This window comes from Paracoccus sp. Arc7-R13, assembly GCF_004010775.1.
Classification (GTDB): Bacteria; Pseudomonadota; Alphaproteobacteria; order Rhodobacterales; family Rhodobacteraceae; genus Paracoccus; species Paracoccus marcusii.
This window is the reverse complement of record NZ_CP034810.1, coordinates 2,363,604-2,378,176: the sequence shown is the minus strand read 5'-3', so window position 1 is coordinate 2,378,176 and position 14,573 is coordinate 2,363,604. Positions and strand designations below refer to the sequence as shown.

Sequence of the window (14,573 nt, the reverse complement as noted above, 5' to 3'; positions counted from 1 at the left end):
GCGAATGGCTGTTCCGACCTATGCAAGCCCGCTGGAGCGTGTCTGGCACTATACCTACCTGACGGTCTGCGCGCTGATCTTCGTGTTCCTGATCGCGCCGATCATCGTGATCATCCCGCTGTCGTTCAACGCCGAGCCCTATTTCACTTTCACCGACCGGATGCTGTCGCTCGACCCCGACGGCTACAGCATGCGGTGGTATTCCAGCCTGCTGACCTTCGGGATGCAGAACCCGGATTCGACGGGCTGGGCCTTCTGGTCGGATGCCTGGGCGAATGCGAAATGGGTGCAGGCGGCCAAGAACTCGATCATCATCGGCGTGTGTTCGACCATCGTGGCGACGGTTCTGGGGACGCTGGCGGCCCTGGGCCTGTCACGGCCCGAGATGCCGTTCCGCCGGGCGATCATGGCGATCCTGATCTCTCCGATGATCGTGCCGCTGATCATCACGGCGACGGGGATGTTCTTCTTCTACTCGAACCCCTGCGAACTGCTGGCGCTGGTCGGGCTGTCGCCGGAATGCGGGCGGCTGGCGGGAACCTATCTGGGGGTGATCCTGGCCCATGCGACCCTGGGTATTCCCTTCGTGATCATCACCGTCACCGCGACACTGGTGGGGTTCGATCAGTCGCTGAACCGCGCGGCGGCCAGCCTGGGGGCCAATCCGCGCACGACCTTCTTCAAGGTGACGATGCCGCTGATCCTGCCAGGCGTGGTGTCGGGTGCGTTGTTCGCCTTCGTCACGTCGTTCGACGAGGTCGTCGCGGTGCTGTTCATTGCCGGTCCCGATCAGCAGACCATTCCGCGCCAGATGTGGAACGGCATTCGCGAACAGATCAGCCCGGCCATCCTGGCGGTGGCGACGCTGCTGGTGATCTTCTCGATCGCGCTGCTGACCACGGTGGAACTGCTGCGCCGGCGGTCCGAGCGTATCCGGGGCGTCACGCCCCGATGACGCCCGAAGAGCTGGAGGACGAGGGCGCGCGTCCTGCGCCCCCGTCCTATCCCGCCATCACGCGGGCCGAGCGCGCACATGGCCGGCGCCTGGCCGCCATCCACGACATGTACCGGGCCGAACTGGACGGCGTGCAGCGGCTGCTGGTTCAGGTCCGGGCCGCGCAGGCCGATCCGGCCCTGGTCGCACCGGCGGTGGCCGGGACGGCGTTGGCGCGCAACATGGCGCAGTTCGGCACTGCCTGCGGCCGCGACTGCGCGCTTTTGCAGAACCACCACGACATCGAGGAGCAGTGGATGTTTCCGGTCCTTGCGGAGCGCGGCGGGTCGGCACTGGCGCCGGTGATCCGGCGGCTGAAGGCCGAGCATGAGGTGATCCACAGGCTGATCGGCGCGTTGCACGAGGCGGCACAGGCACTTGTCGCGGATCGGGGGGCAGCGGCGCTCGATCTGTGTGCGGAGCGGTTCGCGGCGCTGGACCGGGCGATCCGGTCGCATTTTGGGTACGAGGAGCGGGCGCTGGAGGAGCCTTTGGGGGCGCTTCGCGTACCGATCTGAGGCAGGTTGCGTCCCGCGACGGCGGGGGGCCGGCCCCCCGCACCCCCCGCCGGAGGGCCTGCGGCCCCCCGGACCCCCGCGACACCTCAGGGCAGCAACGCCAGCCACATCCAGATCGTCAGCGTGGACAGCGCCGTGGCGATCAGCACGCTGGAGGCTGCGACACGCTTGGCCACGCCGTAGACATTGGCGAACAGATAGGCGTTCACGCCCGGGGCCATCGACGCCGTCAGCACGGCCGAGCGCATGCCGTCTCGGTCGAGATCCAGCGCCCAGGCCGTGCCGAAGGTGATCGCCGGATGCAGGATCAGCGATGCGGCGCAGCACAAGGCGATGGTCGCCATGTCGCCTTCGGGGCGATAGCGATAGAGGACGCCACCCAGGCCGAACAGCGCAGCGGGCAAGGCGGCGCGCGCGATCATGTCGGCGGCGTCCCAGAACCCCTGCGGCAGGGCCAGCCCCGCCTGCGACAGCAGGTTCACCGAAAGGCCCGCGATGATGCCTATGACCAGCGAGGTGCGCAGCACCCCCGTCAGCGCACGCAGGGCCACGCGCCCGACCGACAGGCCGCTGCCGCGGGCGCGGGTGAACTCCATCACCGTGATCCCGAAGGTGTAGAGCATCGGCGAATGGATCGCGATGATCGCCCAGTTCCCGGCCAGCGCATCCGGGCCGTAGGCGCGTTCCGTGATCGGTACGCCCAAGAGCAGCGTGTTCGAGAAAAGGCACACGAACCCGATCGCCACGCAGTCCGCGGGCGGCCTGCCGAACAGGAACCGGGCGCCCCCCCAACCCGCCGCAAAGGCCGCGAAGGCGCCGGCATAGAAGGGGATCAGCAGCTGGGCGCGAAACTCGGTGCCCAGGTCCAGGCGCGCCATCGACACGAAGAGCAGCGTGGGCACGGCGAAGTTCTGCGCGAAATTCATCAGCCCGTCGACACCGCTGGCCGAAAACCAGCCCCGCCACGCCACCAGATAGCCAAAGCCCACGATCAGGAAGACGGGCAGGATGATCGTGAACAGCGCCGTCATGTCGCGGCGGGCACGGTGATCTGCATGCCGTCGAAGGCGGGCTCGACATGGTCCGGGGTCTGGGCTGCGACCGCGGCATAGTCCATGTCGATATGCATGTTCGTCAGCACTGCGCGGGGGCTGCGCGCGCGGGCGATCCAGTCCAGCGACAGGGCCAGGTGGGCATGGCTGGGATGGGGTTCATGGCGCAGGGCGTCGATGACGAAGACTGGCGCGTCCGTAATTAGCGGCCAGACGGCGTCGGGAATGTCCGAGACGTCGGGCAGATAGACCAGACCGCCGATGCGGAAGCCCAGGGCGGTGATCTCTCCGTGCTGGACGCGGAACGGGGTCAGCGTCACTGGGCCGCCGGGGCCGTCGATGGTGATCGGGCCGTCGATCGCATGCAGCGCGCAGATCGGCGGATAGAGGCTGCCCTCGGGCGTCTCGAATACATAGCCGAAGCGGGTCGTCAGCGCTTCGGCCGTGGGCTGATCGGCCCAGACCGGCAGGATGCGGCGCGCGTTGAAGACCAGTTGGCGCAGGTCGTCGATGCCGTGGACATGATCGGCATGGGCATGGGTATAGACCACGGCGTCCAGCCTCGCCACGCCCGCGTCCAGCATCTGCGGGACCAGGTCGGGGCCGGTGTCGATCAGCACCTGGGTGGTGCCGTCCGGCCCGTCGCGTTCGACCAGCAGCGAACAGCGGCGGCGGCGGTTTCGCGGGTTTTCCGGGTCGCAGGCGCCCCATCGGTTGCCAAGGCGCGGCACCCCGCCGGACGATCCGCAGCCCAGGATCGTGGCGCGGATCGTGTCGCTCATCGGGCGGCCTTCCAGAACAGGCGTTCGAAATTGGCCTCGGTCCGCGCGGCGAAATCGGGCAGGGACAGGCCGAACAGGTCTGCACCCACCGCGGCGGTATGGGCGACATAGGCGGGTTCGTTCCGGCGCCCGCGGTGCGGGGGCGGGGCCAGATAGGGGCTGTCGGTCTCGACCAGGATGCGGTCCAGCGGCGCGGCCTTGAAGATGTCGCGCAGATCGGACGACCGCGGAAAGGCCGCGATGCCCGACATCGACAGATAGAACCCCAGGTCCAGCGCCGCCTGCGCCAGCGCGGGGGTCGAGCTGAAGCAGTGCATGACGCAGGCATATTCGCCGGCGCGGTGTTCCTCCGCCAGGATGCGAGCCATGTCGTCATCGGCGTCGCGGGCGTGAATGATCAAGGGCAGGCGCGTCCGCCGCGCGGCTTCGATATGAATACGCAGGCTGTCCTGTTGCGCCTGCGCGCTTTCGGCGGTGTAGTGGTAATCCAGCCCGGTCTCGCCGATGGCCACGAATTTCGGGTGATCGGCCAAGGCTACCAGTTGATCGACGGTGGCCATCGGTTCGTCCGCGACGCTCATCGGGTGGGTGCCGGCGGCGTAGAAGACGCCGTCATGGGCCTCGGTCAGGGCGCGCACGGCGGGTTCCTGGCGCAGGCGGGTGCAGATGGTGACCATCCGCCCGACGCCCGCGGCACGGGCACGATCGATCAGGGCTGCGTGTTCGCCGTCGAAATCGGGAAAATCCAGGTGGCAATGGCTGTCGGTCAGCCGGAGGGCCGCATCGGTCATCGGTCAGGCCTTGGTCAGGGACGCTTGCGCGGGCGGCAGCTGCGCCAGTTCCAGCACCATATCCATGACCAGCGCGGCAGGGTCAAGGTTGACCGCCCGTCCCGTGCGGGCACGCGCCGACAGGCGGGCCTGCGCCTCGGCCCAGATGCGGGCGGCGTGGTCGTCGGGTGACAGCCGCGCCATCAAAGCCCCTTCGCCGCGCGCGGCCTGGGGCAGCGGCGCGCCCACCAGCCCCGCCCGCGCCAGCCGGGTAACGAAGCGGTCCAGCACGGTGATGGTCAGATCGAACGGGTCGCCATCGGCGCCCGCGCGCCCCGCCGCGCCATCAGCGAATTTGGATGCCGCCAGCCGGTCCAGCCGGGGCAGGGTGGCGAACAGGTCGACCAGGTCCTGATAGCGGTCAAGACCCCCCTGGCCGGCCAGCCGCAGCGCCTCTCCGACCGATCCGTCGGACAGGGCCGACAGCGCCTCGGCATCCTCGTTCAGGCCCATGTCGGACAGGATCGCCGACATCTGTCGCGGTGGCAGCGGCGACAGGCGCAGCGTGCGGCAGCGTGACCGGATCGTGGGCAGCAGGCGTGCGGGCTGATGCGCAATCAGCAGGATCAGCGCATCCGACGGCGGCTCCTCCAGCACCTTCAGAAGGGCGTTGGCGGCGGGGATGTTCATCTCGTCGGCGGCATCGATGATCGCCACGCGGCGACCGCCTTCGGCAGCCGAGAGGTGGAAGAAGGACAGCAGCTTGCGGATCTCGTCCACGGTGATCTCGGCGCGCAGGCGGCTGGTCTTGTCGTCCCAGGGGCGGCGGATCAGGGCCAGGCGGGGCTCGGACAGGGCGGCGATGCGGCGGGCCTCGGGCGTGTCGGGGTCGACGGCCAGATCGGCCCGCCCGGTCTCGGCCAGCAGCCAGCGCGCGATGGCCCAGGCCAGCGTCGCCTTTCCGACCCCGCGCGGCCCGGTCAGCAGCCAGGCGTGATGCAGCCGGTCGCCCTGCGCGGCCTGCAGGAACGCCGCCGCAGCCGCGTCCTGGCCGATCACGCGCGTCGCGTGACGCGGATGGGGTGCGCCCGGAACCCGGTCGGGTTCGGGGATGTCGGCTGCCTCGGTCTTCACAACGCGGCCATGATGCGGGCGGACACGTCCGCGGCGCTGCCTCTGCCGTCGATCAGCCGGACGCGGTCGGGATATTCGGCGGCCAGCGCGCGAAAGCCCGTGGCCAGCCGCTGCTGGAAGGCCAGCCCCAGGCTTTCAAAGCGGTCCTCGGCCCCGCCGCGCGCAGTGCCGCGGGCAAGCCCCGTTTCTGGGTCGATGTCGATGACGAATGTCCGGTCCGGCTCGACCCCGATCATCAGCGCGTGCAGCCGGTCCACCATGTCCCGCAGGTCGCCCCGCGCCGCACCCTGATAGACGCGGGTGCTGTCGGCGAACCGGTCGGTCACGACGACCTGCCCGGCCTGCAGCGCGGGTCGGATCGTGCGTTCCAGATGATCGCGCCGGGCGGCGGTGAACAGCAGGCATTCCGTCTCGGGCGACCAGCGTTCGCCCGACCCCTCGACCAGCAGGCGGCGGATCTCCTCGGCGCCGGGGCTGCCGCCGGGCTCTCGGGTCAGCACGACCTCGCGGCCCTGCGCCCGCAGCGCGTCGGCCAGCAGGCGGGACTGGGTGGACTTGCCGCAGCCGTCGATTCCTTCCAGGCTGATCAGCATCAGCCGGTGACGGCGGTGATGGCACGCTGGCCAAGCTGCATCACGGCCCCCTTCATGCGGCCCACCAGCCCGGCTTCGGGGACGTCCTGCGTGGCGATCAGGGGCGTGACGGTGTCGCGCGTGCCGGGGATGGTCACCACCAACTGGCCAAGGCGGTCCCCTCGCGCGATGGGCGCGGGGACGGGGGAATCGTAGACCACCTCGACCTTGACCTGGTCCTGGACGCCGGCGGGAACCAGGACGTTGACGCCGTTCTGGGTGGTCAGGCCGACCCTCGACACGGTGCCCAGCCAGACGGGGGCCTGCGCCACGTCCTCTCCGGCGGGGACCAGGGTGCGCATGCTGAATTCGCGGAATGCCCAGTTGACCAGGCGTTCGGATTCCTCGGCCCGGGCACGGTCGCTTGTCAGGCCGGTGATGACGAAGATGATGCGACGCCCGTCCTGGATGGCCGACCCGACCAGGCCGTATCCGGCCTCCTGGGTGTGGCCTGTCTTCAGCCCGTCGGCGGTCCATTCGCCCGTGCCGATGGACAGCAGCGGGTTGCGGTTGCCTGCATTCGACGGCACGCGGCCCTTGTAGTTGAACGAGGTCATGGCGAAGTTCGGATAGAGATCCGGGAATTCCGTGATGATGTAGGTGGCCAGCAGACCCAGATCCTCCATCGACATGCGATGTCCCGGGTCGGGCCAGCCGGAGGCATTCGTCAGCGTCGTGTGTGTCAGTCCCAGCTGCGCCGCGCGTTCGTTCATCTGGCGGGCAAAGGCCTCTTCGGTCCCGGCCAGGCCCTCGGCCACGACGACGCAGGCGTCGTTGCCGGAATTGATGATGATGCCGTGGATCAGATCCTCGACCGAGGGGCGGTCGGCTGGTTCCACGAACATCTTGGACCCGCCCATGCGCCAGGCCTTCTCGGACACCGGAAAGGTCGTGTCCATGCTCACGCGCCCATCGCGCAGCGCCTCGAACAGCATGGTTAGGGTCATCAGCTTGGACATCGAGGCCGGGGGAAGCGGCGTCTCGGCGTTCTTCTCCATCAGCACGGTGCCGGTCTGGACGTCATAGACCCACGCGGCCGATGCTGTCGTGTCAAAGGCCCTGGCGGGGGCCGTCATGGCCAGCACGGCCGCCACCCAGATCAGGAATCCGCGCATGATAAGTCCCCCTAGGTTGTTTTCCATGATGGTTACATCAACCCAATCCGCCCCGCAACGCGCCATGGCCGGGGCGGGGCAATCGTGATCAGTTTCCCGTGGCCTCGCGCCAGTGCCTGCGGCAGAGCGAGACATAGGTCTCGTTCCCGCCAACCTGCACCTGCGCGCCCTCGGTGATCGCCTGTCCCGCCTCGTTGCGGCGGATGACCATGGTGGCCTTCTTGCCGCAGTGACAGATGGTGCGCACCTCGCGCATGTCGTCGGCCAGCGCCAGCAGGGCAGCGGATCCCGGAAACAGCATGCCCCGGAAATCGACTCGCAGCCCATAGCACATGACCGGAATGCCCAGGTCGTCGGCCACGCGGGCCAGCTGCCAGACCTGGTCCGCGGTCAGGAACTGCGCCTCGTCGACGAACACGCAGGCGGGGCGTGGCGCAGTCTGCGCCACCAGCGTCAGCAGGTCGGACGCGCTGTCAAAGGACAGCGCCTCGTCGGCGATGCCGATCCGGCTGGCGATGCGCCCCTTGCCGGCGCGGTCGTCCAGCGCCGCGGTCAGCAGCAGCGTCTCCATCCCGCGTTCGCGATAGTTGTAGGACGCCTGAAGCAGCAGCGTGCTCTTGCCCGCGTTCATCGTCGAATAGTTGAAATACAGCTTTGCCATGGTGCCCGGCCCATACCCGCGCGCATCACGCGCGACAAGCGAAAGCCGCCGGAGATTGCGCCCCGGCGGCCTGTTCGTTGTCCAGATACAGATTCCGCCTTGCGGCAGGGATCAGGCGGTGCGGCTCTTGGGCGCGCGCGACGGGCGGCGTGCCGGACGCTTGTGGGCGCCCCCGTCCATCGGCTTGCCACGTCCGCGCTGTGCGCCGCCGGCAGGACCCGCCGCTGCGGCCGCGGCAGCCGAGGGCACGTCGCCGCCGATCACCGGAATGGCGTTCTTCATCGCCTTCTCGATGGCGCGCAGCTCTCCCAATTCGGCAGGCGAGCAGAAGGCCACGGCGCGACCGTCACGGCCCGCACGCGCCGTCCGGCCGATGCGGTGGACATAGTTCTCGGGGACGTTCGGCAGGTCGTAGTTGTAGACATGCGCGACCTCGGGGATGTCCAGGCCGCGGGCGGCCACGTCGGTGGCGACCAGCACCTTGGTCTCTCCCTTGCGGAAGGCCTCCAGCGCACGCTCGCGCTGGCCCTGGCTCTTGTTGCCGTGGATCGCGGCGACCGCGAAGCCCCACTTTTCCAGCAGCTTGGCCAGCTTTTCGCAGCCGTGCTTGGTGCGGCCGAAGACCATCGCCAGCTCGTTGGTGTGCTTGGACATGTATTCGGCCAGCAGCGTGGCCTTGTCGCCCTGGCTGACGAAGTGGACACCCTGCTCGATCTTCTTGGCGGCCTGGCCCGGCGGGTTGACGGCGACCTTGACCGGGTTGGTCAGGTAGGTATCCGACAGTTCCGACATCAGCTTGGGCATGGTGGCCGAGAACATCAGCGTCTGGCGTTCACGTGGCAGCATCCGCGCGATCTTGCGCAGCGTGTGGATGAAGCCGATGTCCAGCATCTGGTCAGCCTCGTCCAGCACCAGATAGGTGGTGGCCTCCAGGCTGATCGCGCGACGCTCGATCAGGTCCATCAGGCGGCCAGGCGTCGCGATCAGAACGTCCACGCCGCGCGACAGCCGCTCGGTCTGGGTGTTGATCGAGGCGCCGCCCACGACGCGGAACGACCGGATCGGCGTCCCCTCGGCATAGGCGTCGATGTTCGTCGCGATCTGGGTGGCCAGTTCGCGGGTCGGTGCCAAAATCAGCGCGCGGCAGGTCTTGGGGTCGGGCTTCTTCCCATAGTTGATCAGGCGGGTCAGCATCGGCAGGCCGAAGGCCGCCGTCTTGCCGGTGCCGGTCTGGGCCAGGCCCAGCACGTCGCGGCCCTGCACGATGGCAGGGATGCCCTGTTCCTGGATCGGGGTGGGCGTGGTCAGGCCCATCGCGATGATGTTGGCGTTGATGCGATGGTCGATCCCCATATCCGCAAAGGGACCGGTGATGACGGGTTCGCGGGCGGGGGCGCGGCGGCCTTCGTTGGCCTGGATCGGCGGGCGGGCGGGGGTGGACTTGCCGCCACGGTTGGGGCGGCGGCGGGTGTTGTTCTGTTCCATCAGGATCTTTCGTCCCTTCCGTCCCCCGTATCGGACGCAAAGGCAGGGGCCCCGCGCAGGGCGCGGCCAGTGGCAGGGGTGCAGGCGCGATACGAGGATGCCTGCTGCCTCCCCGCGTGAATGGGAAACTGGATTGGGTGTCGGCGTCATCGGGCAGGGGCCCAAGGCTGCTCACGCGGCAGCGGACGGCGATGGGGGTCAGATGGGCGGAAATGACGTGAAAGTCAAGCCCCGTCAGGCACGGCCCTGGATGGTCAGGCGCGGTCGGCGCTGTCCATCCAGATCGTCACCGGCCCGTCATTGACCAAAGCCACCTGCATGTCCGCGCCAAAGCGCCCGGTTTCGGTGGCGACCCCCAGGTCGCGCAGCGCCTGAGCGAAGCGTTCGTACAGGCGCCGGCCATCGTCGGGCGCGGCGGCCGAGGAGAAGCCGGGGCGGTTGCCGCTGCGGGTGTCGGCGGCCAAGGTGAACTGGCTGACGACCAGCGCCGTGCCGCCCGTGTCCAGCACCGACCGGTTCATCCGCCCCTGATCGTCGCGGAAGATGCGCAACCGCGCTACCCGCCCGGCCAGCGCCGCGGCGGTCGCGTCGTCGTCGCCCTGCATGGCGCAGGCCAGGATCAGCAGGCCCGGCCCCGTCTGCCCCACGATCTGGGCGTCGACGGTGACGCGGGCTTCGGTGACGCGCTGGATCAGGACCCTCATCGTCGGGTCACCGGGCCAGCACGATGCCGATCACGACCATCATCAGGCCGATGACCGATGCCGCCAGCGCACCCATGTTCACGGCCAGCACGCCGCGCATCTTCTCGCGCAGCGCCGCGTCGTCCAAGCCCCGCGCGCGGGCGCGGCTGACGGTCCAGATGCACCAGACAAGGGCGCCCAGCCCGATCAGGGTCAGGGCCGCGCCGCTCCAGATGATCCAGTCGAACAGGGTCATGGTCGTCTCCTTGCGCAAAGCGGGGTTTCGCGACCGTCCCCTAGCGGCGATTGCACCCCGCAACAAGACCGCCTAACACCCGGTGCAAACGCGCAAGAAGGGACGAATCCGATGCAGGACGATCAAGCCTATGGGGTGGCCGCGGACGAGCTGCGCCAGTTCATCGAACAGTTCGAGCAGCTTGAGGCCGAAAAGAAGGACATCGCCGAACGCCAGAAAGAGGTGATGGCCGAGGCCAAGGCCCGCGGATACGACACCAAGGTGATGAAGCAGATCATCGCCCTGCGCCGCCGCGACAAGGACGACATCGCCGAGGAAGAGGCGATCCTGGATATGTACAAGGCTGCCCTGGGCATGGTCTGACGCACCCGTCCCGGGGCCGCCCGCGCGGCCCTAGGGCAGGATGAACTCGACGCCCGGCAGGACCGCAATCTCGGCCACGTCGGCGCGATAGTTTTCGGTCACCTGATCGACCAGCTCCTGCGTCCAGCCCGGCAGGTCGACGGTCTGCTCCAGCACCTCGGGCAGGGCATGGGCGGCCAGGACGTCGGAATAGATCTGGCGGCGCTGCGCGACATTGGTCTGGTCGCGGCCCGCCATTGCGGCGCGCAGTTTCTCCATCCCGGATGGGCCCAGCAGGTCGAACATGTAGGGCATGTTTCCCGCCAGCGGCACGCCGTCGGGCAATGCGCCGATCAGCCGCACCACCTCGGGCCAGATCAGCGGCACATCCTCGTGGCACCACAGGACCAGGCGGCGGCCCTGAACCGATCGGACCAGCTTCTGGATGGCCAGCCGCCAGCGCAGCTGCAGCGGGTGGTTGCCCTGCATCAGGTCGTCATAGCCGCCGCCGCTGAACTGGGGCAGGACCTCGGCCAGCAGGGTGGCTGGATTGCGCATCGCCAAAAAGAACTCGGTCCGCGCCGACGGGAACAGCCGCGACAGCGCGGCCGCGCGCATGCCGATCTGCGGATAGAGCCCGTCGCGCCCCACGGCCCGGCCCGGCGCACCCATGAAGGTCGAGGTGGACATCACGATCCGCTTTGGATCGTCGCTTTCCAGCATCGCGTCCATCATGATCTGTTCCATCTCGGGCGTGGCCGTGCCGCCGTTCAGCGATGCCAGCGCCTCGTCGAACAGCCCACGGTGGCGGTTCGGGGTGACCACCTCGGTGCCGATGCCCTGCAGGGCGGCGCGGTTGTTCAGCAGCGTCTTGAGCAGGCGGTCGCGGTCGGTGCCGTGCACCCCCAGGTGGAAAACCATCTGCATCTGAACTGTCCCGTCTTTTCTTGGCCTTGCGGCGGGCAAGCCCACCCTGGTTGTGGCGCGCAGATTAACCGTCCGGCGTGGACAGTCAAACCGCTTTGGCATATCGCCCTTGGGCATGACCCGGACAGCCCCAGAACCGACCCGCAGCCGCCGTCACGATCATGCCCTGCGCCAGGGGGGCGGACGCGGATGGTCGGTCGCCGCGGTCCTGGTCGCGGGGCTGGTGCTGATGCCGGTCCTTTCGGTCGTCTGGCTGGCGCTGAACCCCACCGACAACATCTGGCCGCATCTGCTGTCCAGCGTCATGCCCCGCTATTTCGGCAATACGGTCGCGCTTGCAATGGGGACGGGACTGCTTGCCGCGGCGATGGGCACCGGGGCGGCCTGGCTGGTCAGCATGTACGACTTTCCGGGCCGTGGCGTGCTGCAGTGGCTGCTGCTGCTGCCGCTGGCGGTGCCCGCCTATATCGGCGCCTATGCGCTGGCCGATTTCCTGGATTATTCCGGCCCGGTCCAGATCGCCCTGCGCGGCTGGTTCGGGTGGGAGACGGCCCGCGACTACTGGTTCCCCCGCATCCGCTCGCTGGAGGCGGCGATCGTGGTGCTGGCCTCCGCCCTCTATCCCTATGTCTATCTGTTGACGCGCGCCGCGCTGCACGAACAGTCGGGCAGCGCATACGAGGTCGCGCGCGCCCTGGGCACCGGCCCCTGGGGCCTGTTCGCCCGCGTTGGCCTGCCGCTGGCGCGCCCGGCCATCGTAGCGGGATCGGCCATCGCGATGATGGAGGCGGTCGCCGATTACGGCGTCGTCAGCTATTTCGGGGTCCAGACCCTGAACACCGGCATCTTCACCACCTGGCTGGAGCGTCGGAACGCCGGCGGTGCCGCCCAGATCGCCTGCGCGATGCTGGCCATCATCGTGCTTCTGTCGCTGTGGGAACGCTTTGCCCGCCGCAACGCGCGCTATCACCAAAGCGCCCGGCAGCCGCGTCCGATCCAGCGTCAGCGCCTGCGTGCCCTGCCGGGGGTCCTGGCGACGATGGCCTGCACGCTGCCTTTCGCGATGGGGTTCGTCCTGCCGGTGGGGGTGATCGCGACCTATGCGCTGGCCTATCCGCAGGGTTGGGTGTCGCCGGGGCTGGTGCGGGCCGCGTGGCACACGGTGTCATTAGGCGGGATCGCCGCGGTGCTGACGGTGCTGATGGCGCTGATCATGGTCTATGGGACGCGCCTGTCGGGGCGGGCGCTGCCGCGCCTGCTGATGCCGGTCACCACCATCGGCTATGCCGCGCCGGGGGCGGTGCTGGCGGTGGGCCTGCTGATCCCGCTGGCCGCGCTGGACCACTGGGTCGCGGATGGCTGGCTGGCGGTGACGGGCACCGATCCGGGGCTGATCCTGACGGGCACGGGCACGGCCATCGTGCTGGCCTATCTGGTCCGTTTCTTCGCGATCGGGCAGGGGGCGATCGATGCGGCCTTCACGCGGGTGCCGCCCTCGCTGCCGATGGCGGCGCGGTCGCTGGGGCGCGACAATGCCGGGGTCCTGCGCGCGGTCTATCTGCCGATGATGCGCGGGTCGGTGGGGGCGGCGCTGCTGCTGGTCTTCGTCGATTGCGTCAAGGAACTGCCCGCAACGCTGCTGCTGCGCCCGTTCAACTTCGAGACGCTGGCCACCCGCACCCACGAACGCGCCAGCCTGGAGGATCTGGGCAACGCCGCGCCCGCGGCACTGCTGGTGATGGCCGTAGGGCTGGCCGCGGTCGCGCTTCTGGCGCGCACCAACCTGGGCGGTGCCAGACGCACGAAGCCGCCGCTTGCGTAACATCGGGCGGCTTGGTAATCGGACGACGATGCCGGCTTAGCTCAGTGGTAGAGCGTCTGATTTGTAATCAGGGGGTCGGGGGTTCAAATCCCTCAGCCGGCACCAAGTTTCCCTTGCATTAAGGCCCTGTCCGCCCTATCTAGACATGGCTACGTTAAATTCTCTGCATCCTGTCTGCTTCTGCCTTCAGTCTGCTTTGTTAATCTGACGGCCAAGCCACCGCATACTGCGGGTGGAACACTAAGACAGGAGATCTCACGATGGCCAACGGCACCGTGAAGTGGTTCAACAGCACCAAAGGGTTCGGCTTCATTCAACCGGAAGGCGGCCGCCAGGACGTTTTCCTGCACATCTCGGCTCTCGAGCGCGCGGGCCTGTCGGCTCCGGCCGACGGCCAGAAGGTGACGTTCGAGCTGGAGCGTGGCCGTGACGGTCGCGAATCGGCAACGAACGTTCAGTTCGTCTGATCCGACGCCTTACGGCGACGATATGAAAGGGCTGCCGCAAGGCAGCCCTTTTTGCATGTGCGCGCTTGAGGCCGCACGCAGATTGGCATAGCAGACCCCCATGAAAATTCTGTTTCTTGGCGATGTGATGGGCCGTTCGGGCCGTCGGGCGATCACCGAACGGCTGGCGGGGCTGCGCGCCCGGCTGAAGGCCGATCTTGTCGTGGTCAATTCGGAGAACGCAAGCGGCGGGCGGGGCCTGACCGCGGGTCACGCGCAGCTGCTGCTGGAGGCGGGGGCCGATTGCCTGACGCTTGGCGACCATGCCTTTGATCAAAAGGACATGCTGGCCTTCATCGACCGCGAACCGCGGATCGTGCGCCCTCTGAACTTCGCGCGCGAGGCGCCGGGCCGCGGTCACACGATCATCAGCGACCAGCGCGGGCGCAAGGCGCTGATCGTGCAGGCCTTGGGCCAAGTGTTCATGTCGCGTCCCTATGACGATCCGTTCTCGGCACTGGACGGCGTGCTGCGCGCCCATCCGCCGGGCGGCATGGTGCAGGGCGCCCTGGTCGACATCCACGCCGAGGCGACCAGCGAGAAGATGGCCGTGGGTCATTTCTGCGACGGGCGCGCCAGCCTGGTGGTGGGCACCCACACCCACGTCCCCACGGCCGATGCACAGGTGCTGCCGCGCGGAACGGCCTATCTGACCGATGCGGGGATGTGCGGCGACTATGACAGCGTGATCGGCATGGACAAGGCGGAGCCGCTGCGCCGCTTCATCACCGGCATGGTCCGCGACCGCTTCGTGCCCGCCGAAGGCGAGGCGACGCTGTCCGGCGTGCTGGTCGAGACGGACGACCGCACGGGGCAGGCGCGCAGCGTCCAGCCGGTGCGCGACGGCGGTCGGCTGGCGGCCACGCATCCGGCCTGACCCACCGGCACCGTTTC

17 protein-coding genes and 1 tRNA gene are annotated in these 14,573 nt (G+C 68.5%); 7 read left to right on the top strand and 11 right to left on the bottom strand.

All coding sequences use genetic code 11. The annotated features are described in order from the left end of the window. Positions 1–4: 4 nt before the first annotated feature. Entirely contained in the window at positions 5–955 is a 951-nt protein-coding gene (locus tag EOJ32_RS11855; protein WP_045981301.1) for an ABC transporter permease, read from the top strand. Further along, positions 952–1,512, top strand: a complete 561-nt coding sequence (locus EOJ32_RS11850) for a hemerythrin domain-containing protein (protein ID WP_127898685.1) — start codon at positions 952–954, stop codon at positions 1,510–1,512. Before EOJ32_RS11855 ends, EOJ32_RS11850 begins: the two co-directional genes overlap by 4 nt. Before the next feature lie 86 nt (positions 1,513–1,598). Here the strand turns inward: EOJ32_RS11850 and EOJ32_RS11845 are convergent, their stop codons facing one another. From EOJ32_RS11845 to EOJ32_RS11800, 10 genes are all read right to left on the bottom strand, one after another. Then, complete coding sequence (locus EOJ32_RS11845; RefSeq protein WP_127898684.1) at positions 1,599–2,543, bottom strand: AEC family transporter; 945 nt, start codon at positions 2,541–2,543, stop codon at positions 1,599–1,601. Next, positions 2,540–3,346, bottom strand: a complete 807-nt coding sequence (locus EOJ32_RS11840; protein ID WP_127898683.1) for an MBL fold metallo-hydrolase — start codon at positions 3,344–3,346, stop codon at positions 2,540–2,542. The genes EOJ32_RS11845 and EOJ32_RS11840 overlap by 4 nt, the downstream gene beginning before the upstream one ends. Further along, entirely contained in the window at positions 3,343–4,137 is a 795-nt protein-coding gene (locus tag EOJ32_RS11835; RefSeq protein ID WP_127898682.1) for a TatD family hydrolase, read from the bottom strand. The genes EOJ32_RS11840 and EOJ32_RS11835 overlap by 4 nt, the downstream gene beginning before the upstream one ends. 3 nt (positions 4,138–4,140) lie before the next feature. After that, entirely contained in the window at positions 4,141–5,250 is a 1,110-nt protein-coding gene (locus EOJ32_RS11830; RefSeq protein ID WP_127898681.1) for a DNA polymerase III subunit delta', read from the bottom strand. Continuing rightward, positions 5,247–5,843, bottom strand: a complete 597-nt coding sequence (gene tmk / locus EOJ32_RS11825; protein ID WP_127898680.1) for a dTMP kinase — start codon at positions 5,841–5,843, stop codon at positions 5,247–5,249. Before tmk ends, EOJ32_RS11830 begins: the two co-directional genes overlap by 4 nt. Continuing rightward, the gene (locus tag EOJ32_RS11820) at positions 5,843–6,997 is read right to left on the bottom strand and encodes a D-alanyl-D-alanine carboxypeptidase family protein (protein WP_127898679.1); all 1,155 of its coding nucleotides are present in this window, start codon (positions 6,995–6,997) and stop codon (positions 5,843–5,845) included. Before EOJ32_RS11820 ends, tmk begins: the two co-directional genes overlap by 1 nt. Before the next feature lie 88 nt (positions 6,998–7,085). Continuing rightward, entirely contained in the window at positions 7,086–7,658 is a 573-nt protein-coding gene (locus tag EOJ32_RS11815; protein ID WP_127898678.1) for a thymidine kinase, read from the bottom strand. A gap of 111 nt (positions 7,659–7,769) precedes the next feature. Beyond that, positions 7,770–9,011, bottom strand: a complete 1,242-nt coding sequence (locus EOJ32_RS11810; protein WP_045981350.1) for a DEAD/DEAH box helicase — start codon at positions 9,009–9,011, stop codon at positions 7,770–7,772. Between the two features lie 386 nt (positions 9,012–9,397). Continuing rightward, positions 9,398–9,847 carry a D-aminoacyl-tRNA deacylase gene (gene dtd / locus EOJ32_RS11805; RefSeq protein WP_127898677.1) on the bottom strand — a complete coding sequence of 150 codons (450 nt, stop codon included), beginning with the start codon at positions 9,845–9,847 and terminating at the stop codon, positions 9,398–9,400. Between the two features lie 7 nt (positions 9,848–9,854). Beyond that, entirely contained in the window at positions 9,855–10,082 is a 228-nt protein-coding gene (locus EOJ32_RS11800) for a hypothetical protein (RefSeq protein ID WP_045981291.1), read from the bottom strand. 111 nt (positions 10,083–10,193) lie between these two features. Here EOJ32_RS11800 and EOJ32_RS11795 point away from each other — a divergent pair, with 111 nt between their 5' ends. Next, positions 10,194–10,445 (top strand): DUF2312 domain-containing protein, encoded by a 252-nt coding sequence (locus EOJ32_RS11795; protein ID WP_042248738.1) that lies wholly within the window; start codon positions 10,194–10,196, stop codon positions 10,443–10,445. A 30-nt stretch (positions 10,446–10,475) separates the two neighbouring features. On the opposite strand, the gene EOJ32_RS11790 is transcribed toward EOJ32_RS11795, so the two are convergent. Continuing rightward, positions 10,476–11,351, bottom strand: coding sequence for a hypothetical protein (locus EOJ32_RS11790; protein WP_045981290.1), 876 nt, complete (start codon positions 11,349–11,351; stop codon positions 10,476–10,478). A 229-nt stretch (positions 11,352–11,580) separates the two neighbouring features. On the opposite strand from EOJ32_RS11790, the gene EOJ32_RS11785 reads away from it, so the two are divergent. From EOJ32_RS11785 to EOJ32_RS11770, 4 genes are all read left to right on the top strand, one after another. Next, complete coding sequence (locus EOJ32_RS11785) at positions 11,581–13,173, top strand: iron ABC transporter permease (RefSeq protein ID WP_240542547.1); 1,593 nt, start codon at positions 11,581–11,583, stop codon at positions 13,171–13,173. A 30-nt stretch (positions 13,174–13,203) separates the two neighbouring features. Then, a tRNA-Thr gene (locus tag EOJ32_RS11780) sits at positions 13,204–13,278 on the top strand. Positions 13,279–13,433: 155 nt separating this feature from the next. Continuing rightward, positions 13,434–13,640 carry a cold-shock protein gene (locus EOJ32_RS11775; RefSeq protein WP_042248736.1) on the top strand — a complete coding sequence of 69 codons (207 nt, stop codon included), beginning with the start codon at positions 13,434–13,436 and terminating at the stop codon, positions 13,638–13,640. Between the two features lie 100 nt (positions 13,641–13,740). Then, on the top strand, positions 13,741–14,556 hold the full coding sequence (locus EOJ32_RS11770; RefSeq protein ID WP_127898675.1) for a TIGR00282 family metallophosphoesterase: 816 nt from the start codon (positions 13,741–13,743) through the stop codon (positions 14,554–14,556). Positions 14,557–14,573: the final 17 nt, after the last annotated feature.